The following is a 25,686-nucleotide window of genomic DNA, read 5'->3' as shown; positions in this document are numbered from 1 at the left end:
TGCAAATGGTTGCGCATTTAAACATTCATACGACATATGATTTATTAAATTCAAGTATTAGAATTAAGGATGTTGTTGCGAAGGCTGCACAAGAAGGCTATACAGCGCTCGCAATTACTGATACGAATGTTTTGTATGGACTTCCGCAATTCTATGACGCATGTATTGCTGCAAATATTCATCCAATCTTTGGTATGACAATTAATCTTACAGATGGTTTGTCAGAGCTTGAAACAATCGTATTGGCGCAAAATAACTTAGGATTAAAAGATTTATTTAAACTATCATCGGCAATTAAAATGAAAGAGAAAGTGGAAACACCGATAGAATGGTTAAAAAAATATGAAAGTCATTTCGTTATTATTTTTAAAAATGTAACTGAATCTCATGAAGCAATTATTTCAAACTTTTCGGAACATGCGCACGTCTTTGTAAATCATACGAGTAAAGTCACTTTTGACTTACCAATAGTTTGGGCACAAAGCACGCGTTATTTAAATTCCCAAGATTCAGATACGCTTTCTGCCATGGCCGCAATAAAGGAGAATAGTAAATTAGATTTAGTGAGTGAACAAACGGATTACAATGAACATCTATATTCAAATGTTGAATTACAAGGTTTGTCAATCGATGATGCGGTTTGGGAACAAACAAATCAACTCGAAACACTTTGTCAGGCGGAAATGATTTATCATCAATCTTTGTTACCAAAATATAAAACACCAAATCAACAGCAATCGGATGCTTTTTTATGGCAATTACTAGCAGATAATCTTCAGCAATTAAATTTACCACTAAACAAAAAGGAACTTTATCAAACACGTTTAGAGCATGAATATCAAATTATCACTAAAATGGGTTTTGAAGACTACTTTTTAATCGTAAGTGATTTAATTCAGTACGCTAAGAACAATGATGTATTAGTCGGTCCAGGACGTGGATCAGCTGCAGGTTCACTTGTAAGTTATTTATTAAATATAACAACAATCGATCCTATTGAATATAATCTGTTATTTGAACGTTTTTTAAACCCTGAACGTGTAACAATGCCAGATATAGATATTGATTTTGAAGATACACATAGAGATAAAGTCATCCAATATGTTCAAGAGAAATACGGTGAAACCCATGTCGCTGGTATTGTGACTTTTGGTCATTTGCTTGCAAGGGCAGTGGCTAGGGATGTGGGGAGAATTATGGGGTTCGAAGAAATCACACTAAATGAAATTTCTAAATTAATTCCACATAAACTTGGCATAACATTAGACGACGCATATTCACAGGAGCCATTTAAACAGTTTGTTCATCGTAATCATAGGCATGAACGATGGTTTGATATTTGTAAGAAATTAGAAGGGTTACCTAGACATACTTCGACTCATGCAGCAGGTATTATTATTAATGATCATCCATTATATGAATATGCACCATTAACGCTCGGTGATACAGGTCTATTGACTCAATGGACAATGACTGAGTCAGAAAGAATAGGTTTATTAAAAATAGACTTTTTAGGTTTGCGTAATCTCTCAATCATTCATCAAATAGTAAAACAAGTGAAACATGATTTGAATATAGATGTGGATATAGAACAAATTCCATTCGATGACGAAAACGTATTTCACTTGTTGTCACAAGGGGATACAACAGGTATCTTCCAATTAGAATCTGATGGTATTAGAAATGTATTAAAAAAATTACAACCTGAACACTTTGAAGATATAGTCGCTGTCACATCACTTTATAGACCAGGGCCAATGGAAGAAATTCCGACCTATATATCAAGACGACATCATCCAGAGAAGGTGCAATATTTACATCCAGATTTAGAACCTATATTAAAAACGACCTATGGCGTTATTATTTATCAGGAACAAATAATGCAAATTGCGAGTAAATTTGCCAATTTTAGTTATGGTGAAGCGGATATCTTAAGACGTGCAATGAGTAAAAAGAACAGAGCGGTATTAGAAAGTGAAAGGCAACATTTCGTGAATGGTGCTTTGAAAAATGGGTATGACGAGAATTTAAGTAAACAGATTTTTGATTTGATTTTAAAATTTGCGGATTATGGTTTTGCTCGTGCGCATGCCGTGAGTTATTCAAAAATTGCATACATTATGAGTTATTTAAAGGTACATTATGCTAATTATTTTTATGCCAATATTTTAAGTAATGCTATTGGAAGCGAAAAGAAAACAGCGCAAATGATTGATGAGGCTAAACATCAAAAAATTAATATATTACCACCTAATATTAATTACAGTCATTGGTTCTACAAGGCCACAAAAAAAGGTATCTACCTATCTATTGGTGCAATTAAAGGTGTAGGTTATCAAAGTGTTAAATTAATTGTAGAAGAAAGAAAAGCAAATGGTTTCTATAAAGACTTTTTTGATTTCACGCGACGGATACCTAAACGAATTAAAACTAGAAAATTACTTGAATCTCTTATCTTAGTGGGGGCATTTGATACTTTTGGCAAGAATAGAGCGACGCTGTTAAATGCTATAGATCAAGTGCTGGATGATATCTCTGATATTGAACAAGATGGTTTTATTTTTGATGTACTCACACCTAAAGCTTCTTATGAAGAAAAAGAAGAGCTACCAGATCATATGTTAAGTGAATATGAGAAAGAATATTTAGGGTTTTATGTATCTACACATCCAGTAGAAAAAGCATTTGAACAAAAGCAATATTTGGGTATTTATAAGCTTGCTAACGCACAAGATAATAAACCCATTTTTGTTCAAATAGATCAATTTAAGCGTATTAGAACGAAAAATGGGCAAAATATGGCATTTGTAACTTTAAATGATGGTATCAATAATTTGGATGGTGTCGTATTCCCGGATACCTTTAAAAAATATGAAATCGATTTAAATACTTCTAAAATGTTAGTCGTAAGAGGTAAGTTTGAGAATAGAAATAATAAACAACAACTGATATTAAATCAAGTGGATACCATGGATCATTTTGAGCAAACTAAATTTGACGAAGCGCAACAAGTTGTTGTTCGAAAATGGGATAGTGAATCTAAATTGGATCAATTATTAACAAACGATAAAGGGCAAAATCAAATTCCGGTTAACTATTTTGATGAAAGCCAAAACAATATAGAAACAATTGGTTTCATAACACGAGATAATGAAATATTAAGTAAATTAATCCAACGTTTATCACCCCGAGATATTAGAATTATTTAACTTTAACCGCACTATAAACTATGGTATAGTTAACTGATGGTAAAGCATAAACTTGCCATCAGTTTTAATTTTTATAAAAATTAAGAGTGAAAAAATATATAATAGTTTATATATCTATATGTTTTTATTACAAACATTAACGTGCGAATGAAAATAACAATTTGTTAACGATATCATTTGTAATTTGGGTTAGATTGTAATAAAAATGTATATGAATGTTATTTTAAACTAATTGGATGTAAGGGGTGGATTACATGACATTAAGAGACGAAGCATTAGAAATGCATAGAAAAAATCAAGGGAAATTAGAGGTTTCACCTAAAGTAAAGGTGACTAATAAAGAAGAATTGAGCTTGGCATACTCGCCAGGTGTAGCTGAACCTTGTAAAGAAATACATGAGGACCCTCGTAAAGTATTTGAATATACAATGAAAAGCAATACCGTCGCTGTTGTTACTGATGGTACTGCGGTATTAGGACTTGGAAACATAGGGGCTGAGGCAAGTATACCGGTTATGGAAGGTAAAGCAGTGTTGTTTAAAAGTTTTTCCGGTATAGATGGTGTGCCAATTGCACTGAATACGACGGATACCGAAGAAATCATTAATACTGTAAAATTACTTGAACCCAATTATGGTGGTATTAATCTTGAAGATATTTCAGCACCTCGTTGCTTTGAAATTGAAGAAAGATTAAAAAAGGAAACTAAAATCCCTGTGTTTCATGATGATCAACATGGTACTGCCATTGTAACAGTTGCAGGTATGATCAATGCATTGAGAATCGTAGATAAAGACTTATCGGACATTAAAGTCGTATTGAATGGCGCTGGTGCCGCTGGTATTGCGATTATTAAATTACTTTATTCTTATGGTGTAAGAAATATGATTATGTGTGATTCAAAAGGCGCAATTTATGAGGGACGTTCGTTTGGTATGAATGACACGAAAGCTTATGTAGCTAAATGGACGAATAGAGACAAAATAGAGGGCAGTTTGAATGATGTGATTGAAGATGCCGATGTATTTATTGGGGTTTCTGTGGCAGATTTATTGTCTAAAGAAATGGTTGAATCAATGGCTGACGATCCAATTATTTTTGCAATGGCTAATCCAAATCCTGAAATAAAACCGGATGTAGCGAAAGCTGCAGGTGCTAAAGTCATCGGTACAGGACGTTCAGATTTTCCAAACCAAATTAATAATGTCTTAGCATTCCCAGGCATATTTAGAGGGGCATTAGACGTTGAAGCAACACATATCAATGAAGAAATGAAGCAAGCAGCTGTTGAGGCTATTGCTGATTTAATCAAACCAGAAGAGTTAAATCCGGACTATTGTATTCCAGGTCCGTTTGATAAACGTGTTGCACCATCTGTTGCTCGAGAAGTAGCTAAAGCAGCGATGGAATCTGGTGTAGCAAGAGTAGATGTAGATCCAGAAGAGATATATAATAAAACAATGAAATTAACAGACTTAGATAAATAATATTCATTAACGCTGATTACAAAAACCGAATTGGTAGTGAGTAACTAAGCGATGGTTAAGTGGAGGTTTACCAATGTTTAAAGATTTTTTCAATAGAAGCAGTAAAAAGAAAAAGTATGTAACAGTATCTGATTCAAAACAAAGTGATGTACCAGCAGGTATTATGACTAAATGTCCTAAGTGTAAAAAAATTATGTATACAAAAGAACTAGCAGAAAATTTGAATGTTTGCTTTAATTGTGATCATCATATTGCGTTAACTGCACACAATCGTATAGAAGCTATATCAGATGAAGGGACATTTACGGAATTTGATAAAGGAATGACCTCTGCTAATCCATTGGACTTCCCAAGCTATGAAGAAAAAATTCAAAAAGACCAACAAAAAACTGGTTTGAATGAAGCTGTAGTGACTGGCACAGCACAATTAGATGGTATGACATTTGGTGTGGCAGTTATGGATGCGCGATTTAGAATGGGAAGCATGGGCTCTGTATTAGGTGAAAAAATTTGTAGAATCATTGAACACTGTACTGAAAATAGATTGCCATTCATATTGTTTTCAGCAAGTGGTGGTGCAAGAATGCAGGAAGGTATTATCTCTTTAATGCAAATGGGTAAAACAAGTGTGTCTTTAAAAAGACATGCAGATGCTGGATTATTATATATCTCGTATATAACAAATCCTACAACTGGAGGCGTTTCTGCTAGTTTTGCTTCGGTTGGTGATATCAACATAAGTGAACCAAAAGCATTAATTGGTTTTGCAGGTAGACGTGTCATTGAACAAACTATAAATGAAAAATTACCAGATGATTTCCAAACTGCAGAGTTTTTATTAGAACACGGACAATTAGATAAAGTCGTACATAGAAAAGAAATGAAAGCGACATTATCTAATATTCTAAAAATGCACCAAGAGGTGAAAACAAATGCTTGATTTTGAAAAGCCGCTTTTTGAAATAAAAAATAAAATTGAATCTTTGAAAGAATCTCAAGAAAAAAATGATGTAGATTTACAAGAAGAAATTGACATGTTGGAAGCTTCATTAGCAAGAGAAACCGAAAAAGTATATACCAATATGAAACCATGGGATCGTGTGCAATTAGCGCGTTTACAAGAAAGACCAACATCTTTAGACTATATCCCGCACATATTTGATTCATTCATCGAATTACATGGGGATAGAAATTATAGAGATGATCCAGCTATGATTGGTGGTATCGGCTATCTTAATGGACAAGCAGTTACAATAGTGGGTCAACAACGTGGTAAAGATACAAAAGATAACATATATCGCAATTTTGGAATGGCGCATCCAGAAGGTTATAGAAAAGCACTTAGATTGATGAAACAAGCTGAAAAATTCAATAGACCGATTTTTTCATTTATTGATACAAAAGGTGCATATCCGGGTAAAGCGGCAGAAGAACGAGGTCAAAGTGAATCAATAGCCAGAAACTTAGTTGAAATGGCTTCGCTAACTGTACCAGTCATCTCTATTGTTATCGGCGAAGGAGGAAGTGGTGGTGCACTAGGTTTAGGCATTACCAATCGCATCCTAATGTTAGAAAACAGTACATATTCTGTTATTTCTCCAGAAGGTGCATCCGCTTTACTTTGGAAAGATAGTAATCTAGCTAAAATCGCGGCAGAAACAATGAAGATTACTGCCGAAGATTTATATGAATTAAATATAGCGGATGAAGTTATCAAAGAACCTTTAGGTGGCGCACATCATGATGTCGAAACACAAGCACAAAGTATCAAACGCACATTTGAATCGCATTTATCAGAATTGAACCAATTAACGCAAGAAGAATTAGTTGAAGATAGATATCAAAAATTTAGAACAATAGGTTCGTATACAGAATAAAGTGTCTGATGTTTTTGATATTCGTGTTAAATATGTTGAAAGCTAAGATAATAATTTCTATTGTCTAAGCTTTTTTGTTATTTTTACAAAATGAAGCAATTGCTATAGATTTATGATTTGTTTACGATAATTCGAATTAAGGTAAATAGTACATAAGTATTCAAGTAATTTTAGGAACTTATAAGGAAACGCTTACTATATGTACAATTATCGAATACTTATATTTAAAACGTTTACATTTGTCACGAAGCCCTATTTTAATGGCAACAGCTTAGATTTTATGGTATTTTTAGAGTAAGAAATACATGTTAGAAAGGTATGTCGTCATGAAAAAAATTGCAGTGTTGACAAGTGGTGGAGATTCTCCAGGCATGAATGCAGCGGTAAGAGCTGTGGTTAGAAAAGCGATTTACAATAATATTGAAGTCTATGGTGTTTATCAAGGCTATCAAGGATTATTAAACGATGATATCGAGAAACTTGAACTCGGTTCAGTAGGTGACACAATTCAACGAGGTGGAACATTTTTATATTCTGCAAGATGTCCAGAATTTAAAGAAGCAGAAGTCCGTAAAAAAGGTATAGAAAATCTACGTAAGAGAGGCATTGAGGGGCTTGTAGTTATTGGTGGAGATGGTAGCTACAGAGGTGCACAGCGTATAAGTGAAGAATGTCCTGAAATACAGACGATTGGAATACCAGGTACGATTGATAATGATATCAATGGTTCGGACTTTACAATTGGATTTGATACGGCATTAAATACTATAATTGAATGTGTAGATAAAATTCGTGATACAGCATCTAGTCATGCAAGAACTTTCATCATTGAAGTTATGGGACGCGATTGTGGTGATTTAGCGCTTTGGGCTGGTTTGTCCGTTGGTGCTGAAACTATTATTGTTCCAGAGGTTGAGACAGACATCAAAGATATAGCAGAAAAGATTGATAATGGAATCAAACGTGGCAAAAAACACTCGATCGTGATGGTCGCAGAAGGTTGCATGTCAGGTGAAGTATGTGCAGAAGAATTGACTAAATATATCAATGTTGATGCACGTGTGTCAGTGCTAGGCCACATTCAACGTGGTGGTAGCCCAAGTGGTGCAGATAGAGTGCTTGCATCACGATTAGGCGGACATGCAGTTGATTTACTGTTAGATGGAAAATCTGCTATTGGTGTTGGAATTCGTAATAATGAATTAACTGATACACCTTTTGAAGAGATATTTAGATCACATGAACATGAGTTTGATTTTGAAACTTATGCGCTAACGAACGAATTATCTATTTAAAATACTGGGAGGAAATAATAATGAGAAAAACTAAAATTGTTTGTACTATTGGACCTGCGTCCGAATCTGAAGAAATGCTTGAAAAATTAATTAAGGCTGGAATGAATGTCGCGCGCTTAAACTTCTCGCATGGTGACCATGCTGAACATAAAACTAGAATTGACTCAATTCGTAAAGTTTCTAAAAGATTAGGCAAAACAGTTGCAATTTTACTTGATACAAAAGGACCAGAAATACGTACACACAACATGAAAGATGGGCTTATTGAACTTGAAAAAGGTTCTGAAGTTACCGTAAGCATGACTGAAGTTGAAGGTACTCCTGAAAAATTCTCAGTAACGTATGAAAACTTAATCAATGATGTTGAAGAAGGTTCATATATTTTATTAGATGATGGTTTAATTGAATTACAAGTTAAATCAATCGATAAAGCAAACGGTGAAGTATTATGTGATGTACTTAATACTGGAGAATTAAAAAACAAAAAAGGCGTAAACTTACCTGGTGTCAAAGTAAGCTTACCTGGTATTACAGATAAAGATGCTGACGACATTAACTTTGGAATTAGTGAAGGCGTTGATTTCATTGCAGCGAGCTTTGTACGTCGTCCAAGTGATGTATTAGATATTCGTAAATTATTAGAAGCGAAGCAAAATAAAAATATCAGCATTATACCTAAGATTGAAAACCAAGAGGGTATTGATAATATTAAAGAAATATTAGAAGTTTCTGATGGTTTAATGGTTGCTCGTGGTGATATGGGTGTTGAAATTCCACCTGAATCAGTACCAATGGTGCAAAAAGATTTAATTAGACAATGTAATAAATTAGGTAAACCAGTTATAACTGCTACACAAATGTTAGACTCTATGCAACGTAATCCACGTGCGACACGTGCAGAAGCAAGTGACGTAGCGAACGCAATTTATGATGGTACAGATGCGGTTATGCTTTCTGGTGAAACAGCTGCAGGTCAATACCCTGAAGAAGCAGTTAAAACAATGCGTAATATAGCTGTATCAGCAGAAGCAGCACAAGATTATAAAAAATTATTATCTGACCGTACAAAATTAGTTGAAACTTCATTAGTCAATGCTATTGGTGTTTCAGTTGCTCATACTGCTTTAAACTTAAATGTCAAAGCAATCGTAGCTGCTACTGAAAGTGGTTCAACTGCCCGTACAATTTCTAAATATCGTCCACAATCTGACATTATTGCAGTTACACCTAATGCAGAAACTGCGCGTCAGTGTGCTTTAGTATGGGGGATTTTCCCAGTCGTTAAAGAAGGACGTAAAACAACTGATGCATTATTAAATAATGCAGTAGCAACAGCCGTTGAAACTGAAAGAGTTCAAAATGGTGACCTAATTATTATTACTGCTGGTGTACCAACTGGTGAAAAAGGTACAACGAATATGATGAAATTACATTTAGTTGGTGATGAACTAGCTAAAGGACAAGGTATTGGTAGAAGTTCTGTAGTAGGTAAAACACTAGTAGTTAAAGATGCTAGTGAACTAGAAGGCAAAGACTTATCAGAATCTATAATTGTAACAAGTTCTGTAGATGAGACGCTTGTACCATATATTGAAAATGCAATCGGACTCATTACTGAAGAAAATGGCATTACATCTCCAAGTGCAATTATAGGATTAGAAAAAGGTATTCCTACCGTAGTAGGCGTTGAGAACGCTACATCTGAAATTCAAAGTGATGTACTCATTACAGTAGATGCAAACCAAGGAAAAATCTTTGAAGGTTATGCAAACGTACTTTAAAAATATAATTTAATTCATAATATAATATGTAGAAAGCCTCGACGTCATGTCGAGGCTTTCTTTTTGATAACAAACTACTATGAATATAGTTTGAATCTATTACTCATTTAAATATCAACGACAGATCAATATGTGCAATAAAAATAAAGAGTCTGAGACATTTATTTTTGTCCCAGACTCTTATTCATTTAGTCATTCTAACCTAAGACAGGTTACGAATGCTATATTAGAAAATTGGATTTCTGTCCAACTCTCTTAAAATATTTTAATAAAGTTTAAATTTGCTCAGTCATAATCGGTTTTTATTGTTGTGATTTTGATACTTGTTTATAGCGCATATACATTAAACCTAAAATAATAAACCAAATCGGTGTAAGAAATACTGCAATTCTTGTATCCGTATTTACGAATAGTAAGCTAAACACTAATATAAAGAATACTAATATAGCATATCCCATGTATTTACCACCTGGTAATTTAAATGACGCATTTTTGTGTAATTCTGGATTTTTACGGTGATAGTTTATATAAGCCACTGTAATTAACGCCCAAACTACAATGAATAGTACCGTAGAAACAGTGGTAATATATGTGAATACAAGTGTTGCGTTCGGTATAATATAGTTCAATAAAGCAGCAATCATTAGTAATCCACATGAAACGAATATCGCTATATGTGGCACACCGTTTTTATTTGTTTTATTGAAAAACGGTGGCGCTTGTTTTTGTGACGATAATCCAAAGAGCATTCGGCTGTTTGAAAAAATACCACTATTACAAGATGATGCGGCTGCTGTTAATACTACAAAGTTTATAATACCGGCTGCGAATGGTATGCCAATTAGTGCGAAGAGCCTTACAAAAGGACTTTCGTCTGGATTGATTTGATTCCATGGAATAATTGACATGATGACTGCTAAAGCACCAACATAAAATATTAATATACGTGTCGGTACACTGTTAACTGCTTTTGGTAATGTTTTAGTGGGATCTTTAGTTTCGCCCGCGGTTACACCAATAAGTTCAATTCCTACAAATGAGAATAGTGCCATTTGGAATGACATAACAAAACCACTGATACCTTTAGGGAAAATACCATTATTGTACAAGTTAGTTAAAGATGCTTGCCCAAACTGAGTATTGTAAGCCATGATAATCATAATAGCGCCCACTACGATTAAAGCAATGATTGTAACAATTTTTATTATAGAAAACCAAAATTCTAATTCTCCAAATAATTTAGCACTTAATAGATTAAGTGACATTAAGACAAGTACGCAAAATAGAGCACTCATCCAGTTTGGTATGTTTGGAAACCAAAAGCTAACATACTTTGCAACTGCGGTTACTTCGGCCATACCAGTAATGATCCAACATAACCAGTATGTCCAACCAGTAACAAAGCCAGCAAATGGACCTATGTAATGGTTGGTAACATCTGCAAAGGATTTAAAATTAGTATTAGTAATTAATATTTCTCCCAAGCCACGCATAAACATAAATAACATAAAACCAATTATGATATACGTAAGTAAAATAGACGGGCCAGTTAATGCAATTGTTTGACCAGCACCTAAGAATAATCCAGTTCCGATTGCACCCCCGATTGCAATGAGCTGAATGTGACGATTACTTAGTTCTCTTTGTAACTGTTGTTTTGCCATATATAAGACTCCTTTATTTAGTTATTTATTATTATGCTATGCAATATAAAATAAAACAACTATTTTCTGAAACGATATCATACAGAACACAGTATAATAGTACATTAATAATTTGTTATTAATCATGATAACCAATTGAAAAGGTATAAAAATTGAAGTGTACGTGCTTACATATTAAAATATATCTATAACAACGTATATAGATAGATGCGCGTTTATGGGCATATAGACAAAAACATATTTCTTATTGAATTGGTAAGGAAATTAAAACCTAAATATTCACAAAAGTTCTAAAATTGGATATAATGGTTTATGAAAGCCATTTCATAACGAATAGAAAAGGGGAATTATATATGGCAGAGTTACAAAAAGGTTTAGAAGGGGTAATTGCAGCTGAAACGAAAGTGAGTTCCATCATCGACAGCCAATTAACTTATGCTGGGTATGATATTGATGACTTAGCACAAAATGCTGAATTTGAAGAAGTTATCTATTTACTTTGGCATTATCGATTACCTAATGAAGAAGAATTGAAAGAACTTAAAGAAAAGCTCTTTGAATATATGATATTAAATCCTAGAGTGTATAGTCATTTTAAAGAATACGCTACAGGTAACGTACATCCAATGACAGCATTAAGAACGTCTGTTTCATATATCGCTCATTTTGATGAACATGCTGAAGACGAAGATGAAAGCAGAACAATGGAAAGAGCTATTCGTATTCAAGCTAAAATAGCTTCGCTTGTTACATCATATGCGCGTGTTAGAGAAGGCAAAGAAGCTGTAAAACCAAATAAAGATTTAAACTATGCAGGTAACTTTTTATATATGTTAAGAGGAGAATTACCTAGTGATATCGAAATTGAAGCTTTTAATAAAGCACTTGTATTACACGCGGATCACGAACTAAACGCATCTACGTTTACAGCAAGATGTGCTGTTTCATCTTTATCTGATATGTATTCAGGTATTGTTGCAGCAGTTGGCTCATTAAAAGGTCCATTACATGGTGGGGCAAATGAACGTGTAATGAGCATGTTATCTGAAGTGAAATCCATTGATGAAGTTGATGATTACATTGATAACAAAATAAAAAATAAAGAAAAAATTATGGGCTTTGGACACCGTGTATATAAAGATGGCGATCCAAGAGCAAAATACTTAAAAGAAATGAGTAGAAAAATCACTGCTGAAACTGGGCAAAGTCAATTGTTTGATATCTCAGTTAAAATTGCAGATAAAATGAAAGCCGAAAAAGGTTTAATTGCAAATGTCGACTTCTTTAGTGCGACTGTTTATCATAGTATGAACATTGAACATGATTTATTTACACCAATTTTTGCAGTAAGCAGAACTTCAGGTTGGATTGCACATATCTTAGAGCAATATAGAGATAATAGAATTATGCGTCCAAGAGCACAATATATTGGTGAAACAAACAGAACATACGAACCGATTGAAGAAAGATAAGTCAGATAGAGGCATCACTACTCATAAATAAGTGAGTTGCTTTATATAAATAAGTATTATTTTAGTTAGCCCAATTAAAATATAATTCAAATACACGGAGGTTTTTATACATGGCAGGCGAAAAAGTAGCAAAAACAAATGAAGGTTTAACAGTACCAAATAATCCAATCATCCCATTTATTATTGGTGATGGTATTGGACCAGATATTTGGAAAGCAGCAAGCAGAGTAATCGATGCTGCAGTAGAGCAAGCTTATAATGGTCAAAAGAAAATTGAATGGAAAGAAGTATTGGCAGGCCAAAAAGCCTATGATGAAACAGGTGAATGGTTACCACAAGCAACGCTTGATACAATTGAAGAATATTTAATTGCTATCAAAGGGCCTTTAACTACACCAATTGGTGGCGGTATTCGTTCACTTAACGTTGCGTTACGACAAGAATTAGATTTATTCACATGCTTACGTCCAGTACGTTGGTTCCAAGGTGTTCCATCACCAGTTAAACGTCCAGAAGATACAGACATGGTTATCTTCCGTGAAAACACTGAAGACATTTATGCTGGTATTGAATTTAAAGAAGGCACACCAGAAGTTAAAAAACTAATCGACTTTTTACAAGATGAAATGGGCGCTAAAAATATTAGATTCCCTGAAACATCAGGTATTGGTGTTAAACCAGTATCAAAAGAAGGTACAGAGCGTTTAGTTCGTGCAGCGATTCAATACGCGTTAGACAATAACCGTAAATCATTAACATTAGTCCACAAAGGTAATATCATGAAATTTACTGAGGGCGCATTTAAACAATGGGGTTATGATGTAGCGCATAACGAATTTGGTGACAAAGTATTTACATGGCAACAATATGATGAAATCGTTGAAAAAGAAGGTAAAGACAAAGCGAATGCGGCTCAAGAACAAGCTGAAAAAGATGGTAAAATTATAGTGAAGGATTCAATTGCTGATATCTTCCTACAACAAATCTTAACGCGTCCGTCAGATCACGATGTTGTTGCTACTATGAATTTAAATGGTGACTATGTATCAGATGCATTAGCAGCACAAGTTGGTGGTATCGGTATAGCTCCAGGAGCAAATATAAATTATGAAACTGGACATGCTATTTTTGAAGCAACACATGGTACTGCGCCTAAATATGCTGACTTAAATAAAGTGAATCCATCATCAGAAATTTTAAGTGCCGTATTAATGTTAGAACATTTAGGATGGCAAGAAGCTGCAGATAAAATTACTGCATCTATCGAAAAAACAATCGCGTCTAAAGTAGTTACTTATGACTTTGCTCGTTTAATGGATGGTGCGAAGGAAGTTTCTACATCTGACTTTGCTGATGAATTAATTAAAAATCTATAATTCAGTTAAAATTAAATCTGAAAGCATACATTTAGCATATATTAAAAAAGACGAAATTCTCACTTATGGAATTTCGTCTTTTTATATCAATTGGCTACTAAAACTCTTTGATAACTAAGGGAGTCTATGTGAGATAGGGTTGGAATAAAATACACAGAGTAAATGAAAACGCTTATTTAGGTGTTCATATTATGTATATAGTGTTAAGATTCTGTTAACGCAATATATTGTTTTCAATAATGACTTCAGTTATAAATAGCGCAATACATTGTTTAAAGCAAAATTACAAAAGTTTCAAAAAATATTTACATAGATTATTATTACTTGCTTTGTAAAGTTTATGTTAAAAAATTTTAAACTATGTTATTTTTATTAAAAATTAAGTTATAATTAATTTGTAAACAAAAATATGGAGGTATACTATGTCACAAAAAGTACTAGTAGTAGATGATGAGCAATCAATTGTAACCTTATTAAAATATAATTTAGAACAAGCTGGATACATAGTAGAAGTAGCCTATGATGGTGAAGAGGCATTAGAAAAAGTAAATGCTACAAACCCAGAATTGATTGTCTTGGATGTAATGCTTCCTAAAAAAGATGGAATTGAAGTTTGTAAATCAATACGTTCTGATAAAAATCTTGTACCTATACTTATGCTAACTGCCAAAGATGATGAGTTTGATCGTGTTCTAGGTCTAGAGTTAGGCGCAGATGATTATATGACTAAACCATTTTCACCAAGAGAAGTTGTTGCCAGAGTAAAGGCAATATTAAGAAGGTCTGCAATCGTAAATGAGGCGGTACCAGTTGAAAATGATGAAGATGACATACTCATTGGTTCGATAAGAATTCGACCTGAATATTTTGAAGTATATAGAGAAGATGAATTGCTTGAATTAACACCAAAAGAATTTGAATTATTATTGTATTTAATTGAGCGTCAAGGCAGAGTTATCACACGTGAGCATATGTTGAACTCTGTTTGGAATTATGAATTCGCTGGTGATTCTAGAATTGTGGATGTACATATAAGTCATTTAAGAGATAAATTAGAAGAAAATCCAAAACAACCCAAACTAATTAAGACAGTTCGTGGGTTAGGCTATAAATTGGAGAGACCTAAAGTCTAATGTTAAAGTTTCATCAACGACTTTTATTTTTATTATGTACCATCGTTATTATAAGTTTTTTAGCTTTAGGTGCAATTATTACACATGCAATATATAATACAGCTTCTTCAGCTCAAGAAGGTGATTTGGAACATCAAGCTGATCATCTAGTCAAACTATATAAGAATGACAAAGAAAATGAGATGACTGATATTGCTAAAAGTGAAAAGCTTACAGTTAAAATAGAGGAAAGTAACGATGTCTTGTTTTCCACAAATCAAGGAACACAAATAAATGAGGATATAAAAAATGAAGCAAATCCATCTCGATTAATCTATGATAAAGAAAATGATGATCGCAGATATACATTTAAAACCACTATTGATGATAAAGATGTATACCTTAGTGGAATAAATAATGAGATATTAGAATTACAGATTCAAATGTGGAAATATATTGCACTGATTGGTTTATTTGTGATTATCATCATATTTTTAGTTGTTAGAAGTATTAACCGGACTTATATTAGACCAATTAATGAAGTGACTTATGCAACGAACCTGTTAGCAGAAGGATATTACCATGTGAGAGTACCTGAAAGTAATGTCAAAGAAACCAAAGAGTTATTTGTAACGACGAATGAACTTGCTCGCAGGTTGCAAAGATTAAATCACAAACAAAAACTTCAATCTAATCGATTAAAAACTACGGTAGAAAATATACCAAGTTCCATATTGATGATTGATAAATATGGTGAAATCGTTGTAGCTAACAAATCATTTTATAATGTTTTTACACCTGAAGAAGCTGTAGAGCATAAAAGTTATGTTGACTTTGTAGATTTGACACTGCAAAAACTTATTATCGAAGCATTTAAAGTAGAAAAGCCAATATATGATCAAATTGAATTAACAATTGATCAAGTTCATCAAAAATATTTTGACACATCTTGTGTACCGATTCTTTCTAAAACAAAGAAAAATTTATATGGTATGGTGATTGTGTTACACGATATTACGAATCTTAAAAAACTAGAAAATTTGAGAAGAGAATTTGTTGCTAATGTGTCACATGAATTAAAAACACCAATTACGTCTATCAAAGGTTTTGCAGAAACATTATTAGATGGTGCAAAAAACGATGAACAGACGTTAAATGAATTTTTAAAAATTATTTCTAAAGAATCAGATCGCATAGAAACATTAGTGTTTGATTTATTAGATCTCTCACATGTTGAGCAACAAACAGAAATTGTAACAGAATATGTGAGTCTTTCGGAAATCGCAGAAAGCACAATTAAGAATATGCAAAATATTGCAGAAGAAAAGCAAATCACAATTGTTAATGAAATTAAACCTGACATAGTCATTGATGCAAATAAAGATAAAGTATCACAAGTGGCCTTGAATTTGTTGTCTAACGCCGTGAGTTACTCTAAAGCATCAAGTGAAGTGATTGTACGTGTATATAAAGATGCAAACAAACGTATCATGGAAGTCCAAGATTTTGGTATTGGTATTAGTGCTGAGGATCAGCAGCATATTTTTGAAAGGTTTTATCGCGTAGATAAAGCGAGAAGTAGAGATTCAGGCGGTACTGGTTTAGGACTTTCAATAACCAAACACATTATGGAAGCACATAATGGACGTATTAATGTCTTTAGTCGCCCTAATGAAGGCTCTACTTTTAGAGTCACATTTTTCGAATAACGTTGTGACACATGTTATAATTTTAAAATCAAAGTAGCTTATATGTATATAACGGTCAGATAACCTAAATGGTATTTGACCGGCTTTTTTATTTCGTTAATATTTATTTGAATATCGCAAATATGACGTATCAATACAGTTACGGGAGTTTTTTATGCTAAAATAAATATAAATATGTGTTGGAGGTTAAAATATTGAATAAATTAATCTTAATTGATGGTAACAGTCTGAGCTTTAGAGCTTTTTATGCTTTACCACTTTTACAAAATAAGGCAGGTATACATACCAATGCTGTTTATGGCTTTGCGATGTTACTTGAGAAAATAATTAAAGAAGAACAGCCTACACATTTTCTTGTTGCATTTGATGCAGGAAAAACAACATTTAGACATGAACAATATAGTGAATATAAAGGTGGACGTCAAAAAACACCACCGGAACTAAGTGAACAATTTCCATATGTCAGACAATTGTTAGATGCGTATCAAATTAAACGATACGAATTAGACAATTATGAAGCTGACGATATTATAGGAACATTAAGTAAACAGGCAAATGCAGAAAAATTTGAAACAATAATTGTTACAGGTGATCGAGATTTGACGCAGTTAGCTACAGATGATGTAACAATCTATTACACAAAAAAAGGCGTAACAGATGTTGATCATTATACGCCTGAATTTATTGCTGAAAAATATGATGGCTTAGTCCCAAATCAAATCATTGATATGAAAGGATTGATGGGCGATGCATCAGATAATATTCCTGGCGTGGCTGGGGTTGGTGAAAAAACAGCAATCAAGTTATTGAAGCAATTTTCTACTGTTGAAAATGTTTATAATCATATTGAAGAAGTGTCTGGTAAAAAATTAAAAGAAAAACTAGAAAATAGTAAATCTGATGCTTTAATGAGTAAAGAACTTGCTACAATCAACTGTGATAGCCCTATAGAAGTCACTTTAGCAGATACGAAGTTACCTGAAAGTCCTGATTCAACAGCAAAAATTGATATCTTTAAAAAACTTGAATTTAAGCAGCTTTTAGATCAAGTCGATGTAGAGGGCACGCATACTTCTGCTGAAGAATTAGAACTTGAAATTACATCGGATTTTAGTAATGTAGATTTTAATGAATTATCAGAAGCCACTATTCATTTTGAATTAGATGGATCGAATTATTTGAAAGATGATATTTTGAAATTTGCTTTATATGATGGATCAAATCATGTTGTCATTGATGCGGATAAGGTTCATGACTATCCGGAATTGATAGCTTGGTTAGAAAATGATAAGACAGAAAAAATCGTCTATGATGCTAAAAAATCATATATTGTTGCACATCGCTTAGACATAGCTATTAAACATATCGTTTTTGATGTTATGCTCGCGAGTTATATTATCGATCCATCTCGCACAATTGATGATGTGAATTCTGTGGTTTCGTATTTTGATCAACATTATGTGAAAGAAAGTATAGAAGTTTTTGGTAAAGGTAAAAAAAGACATGTACCTGAGGATGATATTTTAGATCATCACGTTGGAACGATTATCGAAGCAATTAACAAAACTAAACCAAAAATGGAAGCGCAGTTAGAAGAATATAATCAAACTAACTTATTAGATGATTTAGAATTACCGTTAGCACGTATTTTAAGTGAAATGGAAGAAACTGGCATTTACACAGTAGCAACCGATTTGCAAGAAATGGAAAAAGAAATTCAAGCGAAACTTGATGTACTAATTGATAATATTTATAACGCGGCTGGCGAACCATTTAATATTAACTCACCAAAACAATTAGGCGTGGTACTATTTGAAACATTAGAATTACCTGTTATTAAAAAAACTAAAACAGGTTATTCTACGGCCGTAGATGTACTAGAGCAACTACAAGGACAACATCCTATTATCGACTATATTTTAGAGTACAGAACATTATCAAAACTACAATCTACTTATGTAGAAGGACTGCAAAAAGTGATTAGTGAAGATAATCGCATTCATACGCGTTTTAATCAAACACTTGCACAAACGGGTAGATTGTCATCTGTAGATCCTAACTTGCAAAATATTCCAATTCGCTTAGAAGAAGGTCGAAGAATTAGAAAGGCATTTAAATCTAGTGACGATAACAATGTCATCTTCTCAGCTGACTATTCGCAAATTGAATTACGTGTACTTGCACATATTACTCAAGATGAGAGCATGAAACAAGCATTCATCAATGATGAAGATATTCATACAGCAACTGCTATGAAAGTATTTAATGTACAGCCAGATGAAGTTGATAGTCTAATGCGTAGACAAGCGAAAGCAGTAAATTTCGGTATCGTATATGGCATAAGCGACTATGGGTTAAGTCAAAGTTTAGGTATTACACGTAAACAAGCAAAGCAGTTTATTGATGATTATCTCGATAGTTTCCCTGGTGTGAAACAATATATGGAAGATATTGTTAAAGATTGTAAAGCGCAAGGTTATGTTGAGACACTATTACATCGCCGTCGTTATATTCCGGACATCACTAGTAGAAACTTTAATTTACGTGGTTTTGCGGAAAGAACGGCTATGAATACACCGATACAAGGCAGTGCCGCAGATATTATCAAATTGGCAATGGTTAATTTTGTAAATGAAGTTAAACATACTGATTTTCATGCGCAATTATTATTACAAGTACACGATGAATTAATTTTTGAATTACCTAAAGATGAAGTAGAGGCTTTTAGTGAATTTATAGAAGAAATAATGGATAATGCATTGGCATTAGACGTACCACTCAAAGTTGAAACAAGTTATGGTAAGACATGGTATGACGCAAAATAGAAAGTAGGTGAACAAGTGCCTGAATTACCTGAAGTAGAACATGTAACAAGAGGCATTAAGCCATTTGTAAAAGGGCAAAAAATAGAATCTATTCTCTTTTCTGATAAAGTACAAGAAGGAAAAGCGAATCATAGAGAAACCATTATTAAAGGTATGGAGCTTGATACTTTTAAACGATTCACTAGGCTTTATACGATTGTTGATATTGAGCGAAGAAGTAAGTATATTGTCTTCTATTTAGAAAAAGATGGAGATAAGCGAATTCTAATAAGTCATTTAGGTATGGCTGGTGGATTTTTTGTCGTAGATAAGCTTGAAGATATTAGTGTGCCAAATTATCGCAAACACTGGCATGTCATATTTAAATTAGATAATGACAAATTACTTGTGTATTCAGATATTAGACGCTTTGGTGAAATTAGAAACGTTGCTTCATTTGAAGCTTACCCATCATTTTTAGAAATTGCCCCAGAACCTTTTGAAAAAGAAGCTATGGCACATTATTTGGCTTGGTTTGATAAAAAGTTATATCAAAATAAACCAATCAAACAAATGATTCTAGACCACCGTGTCATATCAGGATGTGGAAATATATATGCTTGCGAGGCATTATTTAGATCAGGTATTCATCCAGCTAGATTACCAAAAGATTTAAATCATCAGGAACGAGAAATGTTATTCTATTATGTTCGAGAAGTACTGGAAGCGGGTATAAAATATGGTGGAACAAGCATTTCAGATTACCGTCATGCTGATGGTAGTACAGGTACAATGCAGCAACACCTAAACGTATATAAACAAAAAGTTTGTAAAGTTTGTGGCGATGACATTGCAACACAAGTAATTGCAACGAGAAATAGTCATTTTTGTCCAACTTGTCAACAATAAAGGAAGAGTGAGAATATGCCGAAAGTTATAGGACTAACTGGTGGTATCGCATCAGGTAAATCTACGGTATCAGAACTATTAAGTGCACATGGTTTTAAAATCGTAGATGCAGATATTGCATCACGTCAAGCAGTAGAAAAAGGTACAAAAGGCCTAGAACGTGTGAAAGAAGCCTTTGGTGAGCAAGCTATTGATGAAAATGGTGAAATGAATAGAGCTTATGTAGGCGAAGTAGTATTTAATCAACCTGAAAAGAGATTAGAATTAAATGAAATCGTACATCCTATTGTGCGAGAAATTATGGAAAAAGAAAAAGCACAATACTTAAGCGAAGGTTATCATGTCATTATGGATATTCCATTATTATTTGAGAATAATTTACAAGATACTGTCGATGAAGTCTGGTTAGTATATACTTCAGAAAGTATACAAATCGATAGATTGATGGAACGAAATAATATTTCAATGGAAGAAGCGAAAGCACGTGTTTATAGTCAAATTTCTATAGATAAAAAACGTAGAATGGCAGACCATGAAATAGATAATCGTGATACAAAATTAGAACTAAAACAAAATTTAGAAAATTTATTATTAGAAGAAGGCTATATAGAGAGTCATTCTGAAGATGTACTTTAATAAAAGTGATTACAACCACCCAATTATCTTTGATAATTGGGTGGTTTTATATAAGAGACGTTCTAATAACTTAAGTGTTTTTATTATTAATATTTAAGGAAATACATAAGTGAGAATAGGATATATACGAAAATCTTACTGATTAATATTAGAAAACATAAAAGCCTTAATGCTAAAGTTTTTAAATTTATTATAGAAAACGCTTTCCTAAATAAATATTTATGTTATACTATTTCCATAAAGTATAACACTAAGGCGAGGGGTGCTTCGAATGACGACAAATATAGCAATTAACGGAATGGGTAGAATAGGTAGAATGGTGTTGAGAATCGCACTAAAAAATGAAGATTTAAATGTAGTGGCGATAAATGCGAGTTACCCACCGGAAACAATTGCACATCTAATAAATTATGATACAACACATGGCGTTTATGATTTTAAAGTAGAGCCAATAGAATCGGGAATTAAAGTTGATGATCACGAAATTCAATTAGTTTCTGATAGAAATCCTGAAAATTTACCATGGAAGCAATTAGATATAGATGTTGCAATAGAAGCAACAGGTAAATTTAACCATGGAGATAAAGCGATAGCACATATTAAAGCTGGTGCTAAAAAAGTATTGTTAACAGGTCCATCTAAGGGTGGAGATGTACAAATGATTGTCAAAGGCGTTAATAATGACCAATTAGATATTGAGAAATATGATATTTTTAGCAACGCTTCATGTACTACAAACTGTATCGGTCCGGTTGCAAAGGTATTAAATGATCAATTTGGTATCCAAAATGGCTTGATGACAACTGTACATGCCATTACCAATGACCAAAATAATATTGATAATCCACATAAAGATTTAAGACGTGCACGTTCATGTAATGAAAGTATTATTCCAACTTCAACTGGTGCTGCTAAAGCATTGAAAGAAGTATTGCCAGAATTAGAAGGGAAATTACATGGAATGGCTTTACGCGTACCTACAAAAAATGTATCACTCGTTGATTTAGTGGTTGATTTAAATGAAAATGTAACAGCAGGACAAGTGAACGAAGCTTTTGAAGCGAATGATTTACAAGGTGTCATTTCTACCGAAGATGCACCACTCGTTTCAATGGACTTTAACACGAATCCACATTCGGCCATTATCGATACACAAAGTACAATGGTAATGGGAGATAATAAAGTTAAAGTGATTGCATGGTATGACAATGAATGGGGCTATTCTAATAGAGTAGTTGATGTTGCCACACAAATTGGACAATTACTTAAAAACGATGTTGCAGCTGTAGCAAATTAATTTTCAAAAATAGCGATTACAAATTTTAAAAATAATTATCTAAAACGTTTCGTAACATAGTTGTTAATTTATAAACTATATTACGAGGCGTTTTTAATTTTATTATTATTTCTTCGTTAATATTAGCTTTAAAGTTAATAAATCTTAATTATACGGCGTTTCTTTTGAATTATGCTATACGATATAGATATAGTGTAATAGCGAATCTTTTGTGACTTGCATATTTATAGTATAATGTAAGGTAATCAAAAAGAGAGGGTGATAATTCGATGAAATGCCCGAAATGTAATTCGACTCATTCTCGTGTTGTGGACTCTAGACATGCAGATGAAGTTAATGCGATTCGACGTAGAAGAGAATGTGAAGAGTGTGAAACAAGGTTCACTACTTTTGAACATATAGAAAAAAGACCACTCATCGTAGTTAAAAAAGACGGTACACGTGAGCAATTTTTACGAGAAAAAATATTAAATGGTTTAGTTCGTTCATGTGAGAAAAGACCAGTACGATATGAACAATTAGAAGACATTACAAATAATGTCGAATGGAAATTACGTGATGAGGGTCGTGCTGAAATTTCATCAAGAGAAATTGGTGAACATGTTATGAATTTATTGATGCATGTAGATCAAGTATCGTATGTAAGATTTGCATCTGTATACAAGGAATTTAAGGATGTAGACCAGTTACTACAATCTATGCAAGGTATTTTAGCTGAAAATAAACGGAGTGATTCTTAATGGGGTTACAATCCTACGATTATGGTTTGAGACCACATGATAATTTCAATGTTGTTCGTGATTTTAATTTAAATAATAACCATTTAGAAATATTAAATAGATTGTTTACGCCCATGATTGGTATGAATGCGATTGGTTTATATCATTACTTGAATCAATTTGCGGAAGTTGGTTCTGATACTGTTTTAACTCACTATATTATAATGAGTGAATTAAAAATAAATTTGTTGGAATTCAGAAAAGAAATGGATTTGTTAGAAGGTACAGGCCTTGTTAAATCATATGTTAATCACAGTGCGCAACATTCATCGTTTATTTATGATTTGATTCAACCACCTTCTGCGAAACAATTTTTTAACGACCCTATGTTATCTGTTTATTTATATAGTGAGGTAAGTAAACAACGTTATCAACAACTCAAACGGCATTTCGAGAGTGATCAGCGTATTGATTATTGTCAATATCAAGATGTGACTCGTACGTTCACTGATGTATTTAAAGTGCCAAATAAAACGGTGGAAAATGATGATATAGAAATAAAAGAAACAGCATATACTGGTTTAAACTTAAGTCAAGTTCAGTTTGATTTTGAGACACTTTACGATTTATTACAAAGCCATTTTATAAGTACAAAAATAATTGATAAAGATGCTAAAATATTAATCACACAAATTGCTACATTATATGGATTGACACCTGAAGCAATGAAACGCATCATATTAAAATCCATCACAAGTGCACAAGAATTGTCATTTGAAGAATTGCGTAAACATGCAAGAACGTATTATTTAATGGAGCATGAACAACAATTGCCTACACTAAACGTTAAAACAGAAGCGGATAGTGAAACTAAACTAGAGAATCAACCAGTGGAAACTGAAAGTGAAAATGATAGTTGGCTTAAACAATTGGAGGAAACAAGTCCTATTGATATGCTTGCATCATGGTCAGAGTCTGAACCAACTACCCAACAAAAATATATGATTGAAGAACTGATTGAACGTGAACATTTATCATTTGGCGTTATTAATATTCTATTGCAGTTTGTAATGTTAAAAGAAGATATGAAGCTGCCTAAATCCTATATATTTGAGATTGCATCTAATTGGAAGAAAAAAGGCATTAAAACAGCAGAACAAGCATATCAATACGCCGTGAAAGTAAATCAGCCTAAGAAAGAAAACCAATCTAATAAACGTAATTATAAACAGAAACAATTAGCTTCCAGAGAAATGACACCAAAATGGTTAGAAGAACGCGACAATAAGCAATCGAATGAACCATCCAAAGATGAAGATGATGAGAAATTAAAAAAAGATAGAGAACAATTTCTTAATCAATTAAAAAATAGATGGAAGGAGGACAATAAATGAAATCTTTCAACCATATTATGGGTGAATCAAATGATTTATCAAAACGCATCGAAAAAATCAAAAAAGATGTCGTCAATGATCCAGACGTCAAACAATTTTTAGAGAAACATAAGTCCGAATTGACCAATGCAATGATTGATGAAGATTTAAATATTTTGCAAGAATATAAAGACCAAGAAAAGCATTATGATGGTCATGCTTATAAAGATTGTCCCAATTTTGTTAAAGGACACATACCTGAATTGTACATTGAAAATAATCATATAAAGATTCGCTATTTACCTTGTCCTTGCAAAATCAAGCATGATGAAGAAAAGTTTAATGCACATTTGATTACATCCCATCACATGCAACGCGACACACTAGATGCTAAGTTGGAAGATATTTATATGGACAGAAGAGATAGATTAGATGTTGCTATGGCTGCAAACCAAATCTGCGACAAAATTACAAATCACGAATCGCAAGTGAAAGGTTTATATCTACACGGGCCATTTGGAACGGGGAAATCTTTTATATTAGGTGCTATAGCGAATCAATTGAAAACTGAAAAAATACCATCGACCATTGTTTATTTACCAGAGTTTATTCGTTCGTTAAAAGGCGGATTTAAAGACGGTAGTTTTGAGTCTAAACTTCAAAGAGTCAGAGAAGCGAATATACTCATGTTGGATGATATTGGTGCTGAAGAAATTACACCATGGGCAAGAGACGAAGTCATTGGCCCGCTCTTACATTATAGAATGGTTCAAGAACTGCCAACTTTCTTCAGTTCAAATTTAAGTTTCGAAGAATTAGAATATCATCTTTCAGTTACGAGAGACGGCACTGAAAAGACAAAAGCTGCCAGAATTATGGAGCGAATTAAAACACTTTCTATACCGTATTATCTAGAAGGAAAAAATTACCGGAATGATTGAAATTTGAAATAAATGTTGTATAATA

Annotated in this window: 18 protein-coding genes; 17 read left to right on the top strand and 1 reads right to left on the bottom strand. The window is 33.1% G+C overall.

The genetic code is table 11. From position 1 onward, the window contains the following. The first annotated feature begins 5 nt into the window (after nucleotides 1-5). From ACM595_RS03880 to pyk, 6 genes are all read left to right on the top strand, one after another. Entirely contained in the window at nucleotides 6-3,209 is a 3,204-nt protein-coding gene (locus tag ACM595_RS03880) for a DNA polymerase III subunit alpha (RefSeq protein WP_041079997.1), read from the top strand. Between the two features lie 254 nt (nucleotides 3,210-3,463). Then, nucleotides 3,464-4,696 (top strand): NAD(P)-dependent malic enzyme, encoded by a 1,233-nt coding sequence (locus ACM595_RS03875; protein WP_002483044.1) that lies wholly within the window; start codon nucleotides 3,464-3,466, stop codon nucleotides 4,694-4,696. Nucleotides 4,697-4,769: 73 nt separating this feature from the next. Next, nucleotides 4,770-5,636, top strand: coding sequence for an acetyl-CoA carboxylase, carboxyltransferase subunit beta (gene accD / locus ACM595_RS03870; protein ID WP_011302908.1), 867 nt, complete (start codon nucleotides 4,770-4,772; stop codon nucleotides 5,634-5,636). Then, nucleotides 5,629-6,573: an acetyl-CoA carboxylase carboxyltransferase subunit alpha gene (locus tag ACM595_RS03865; RefSeq protein WP_037538295.1), complete on the top strand. Its 945-nt coding sequence runs from the start codon at nucleotides 5,629-5,631 to the stop codon at nucleotides 6,571-6,573. The genes accD and ACM595_RS03865 overlap by 8 nt, the downstream gene beginning before the upstream one ends. 326 nt (nucleotides 6,574-6,899) lie before the next feature. Continuing rightward, the gene (gene pfkA / locus ACM595_RS03860) at nucleotides 6,900-7,868 is read left to right on the top strand and encodes a 6-phosphofructokinase (RefSeq protein WP_037538353.1); all 969 of its coding nucleotides are present in this window, start codon (nucleotides 6,900-6,902) and stop codon (nucleotides 7,866-7,868) included. A 20-nt stretch (nucleotides 7,869-7,888) separates the two neighbouring features. Further along, nucleotides 7,889-9,649, top strand: coding sequence for a pyruvate kinase (pyk, locus tag ACM595_RS03855; RefSeq protein ID WP_041079996.1), 1,761 nt, complete (start codon nucleotides 7,889-7,891; stop codon nucleotides 9,647-9,649). Nucleotides 9,650-9,951: 302 nt separating this feature from the next. Here the strand turns inward: pyk and ACM595_RS03850 are convergent, their stop codons facing one another. Further along, the gene (locus ACM595_RS03850) at nucleotides 9,952-11,313 is read right to left on the bottom strand and encodes an amino acid permease (RefSeq protein WP_002483049.1); all 1,362 of its coding nucleotides are present in this window, start codon (nucleotides 11,311-11,313) and stop codon (nucleotides 9,952-9,954) included. A gap of 353 nt (nucleotides 11,314-11,666) precedes the next feature. Between ACM595_RS03850 and ACM595_RS03845 the strand changes: the two genes are divergently transcribed. From ACM595_RS03845 to dnaI, 11 genes are all read left to right on the top strand, one after another. Then, complete coding sequence (locus ACM595_RS03845) at nucleotides 11,667-12,785, top strand: citrate synthase (RefSeq protein WP_002483050.1); 1,119 nt, start codon at nucleotides 11,667-11,669, stop codon at nucleotides 12,783-12,785. A gap of 110 nt (nucleotides 12,786-12,895) precedes the next feature. Further along, the gene (gene icd, locus ACM595_RS03840) at nucleotides 12,896-14,161 is read left to right on the top strand and encodes an NADP-dependent isocitrate dehydrogenase (RefSeq protein ID WP_115338480.1); all 1,266 of its coding nucleotides are present in this window, start codon (nucleotides 12,896-12,898) and stop codon (nucleotides 14,159-14,161) included. Nucleotides 14,162-14,583: 422 nt separating this feature from the next. Then, on the top strand, nucleotides 14,584-15,294 hold the full coding sequence (locus ACM595_RS03835; protein ID WP_011302915.1) for a response regulator transcription factor: 711 nt from the start codon (nucleotides 14,584-14,586) through the stop codon (nucleotides 15,292-15,294). After that, entirely contained in the window at nucleotides 15,294-16,982 is a 1,689-nt protein-coding gene (gene pnpS / locus ACM595_RS03830) for a two-component system histidine kinase PnpS (protein WP_041079994.1), read from the top strand. Before ACM595_RS03835 ends, pnpS begins: the two co-directional genes overlap by 1 nt. A 194-nt stretch (nucleotides 16,983-17,176) precedes the next feature. Beyond that, complete coding sequence (polA, locus tag ACM595_RS03825) at nucleotides 17,177-19,807, top strand: DNA polymerase I (RefSeq protein WP_002483054.1); 2,631 nt, start codon at nucleotides 17,177-17,179, stop codon at nucleotides 19,805-19,807. Between the two features lie 15 nt (nucleotides 19,808-19,822). Continuing rightward, nucleotides 19,823-20,695, top strand: a complete 873-nt coding sequence (gene mutM / locus ACM595_RS03820) for a bifunctional DNA-formamidopyrimidine glycosylase/DNA-(apurinic or apyrimidinic site) lyase (RefSeq protein WP_002483055.1) — start codon at nucleotides 19,823-19,825, stop codon at nucleotides 20,693-20,695. A 15-nt stretch (nucleotides 20,696-20,710) separates the two neighbouring features. Further along, entirely contained in the window at nucleotides 20,711-21,331 is a 621-nt protein-coding gene (gene coaE, locus ACM595_RS03815) for a dephospho-CoA kinase (protein WP_002483056.1), read from the top strand. 271 nt (nucleotides 21,332-21,602) lie between these two features. Beyond that, on the top strand, nucleotides 21,603-22,628 hold the full coding sequence (gene gap / locus ACM595_RS03810; protein ID WP_037538298.1) for a type I glyceraldehyde-3-phosphate dehydrogenase: 1,026 nt from the start codon (nucleotides 21,603-21,605) through the stop codon (nucleotides 22,626-22,628). Nucleotides 22,629-22,897: 269 nt separating this feature from the next. Next, a complete protein-coding gene (gene nrdR, locus ACM595_RS03805; protein WP_011302921.1) occupies nucleotides 22,898-23,368 on the top strand; it encodes a transcriptional regulator NrdR in 471 nt (156 codons plus the stop codon). Further along, nucleotides 23,368-24,741: a replication initiation and membrane attachment family protein gene (locus ACM595_RS03800; protein ID WP_419744441.1), complete on the top strand. Its 1,374-nt coding sequence runs from the start codon at nucleotides 23,368-23,370 to the stop codon at nucleotides 24,739-24,741. Before nrdR ends, ACM595_RS03800 begins: the two co-directional genes overlap by 1 nt. Continuing rightward, the gene (dnaI, locus tag ACM595_RS03795; protein WP_002483060.1) at nucleotides 24,738-25,661 is read left to right on the top strand and encodes a primosomal protein DnaI; all 924 of its coding nucleotides are present in this window, start codon (nucleotides 24,738-24,740) and stop codon (nucleotides 25,659-25,661) included. The genes ACM595_RS03800 and dnaI overlap by 4 nt, the downstream gene beginning before the upstream one ends. Nucleotides 25,662-25,686: the final 25 nt, after the last annotated feature.

Source organism: Staphylococcus sp. LKG3-1, from assembly GCF_048568385.1.
Lineage (GTDB): Bacteria > Bacillota > Bacilli > Staphylococcales > Staphylococcaceae > Staphylococcus > Staphylococcus saprophyticus.
This window is presented reverse-complemented; position numbering and strand designations above follow the sequence as displayed.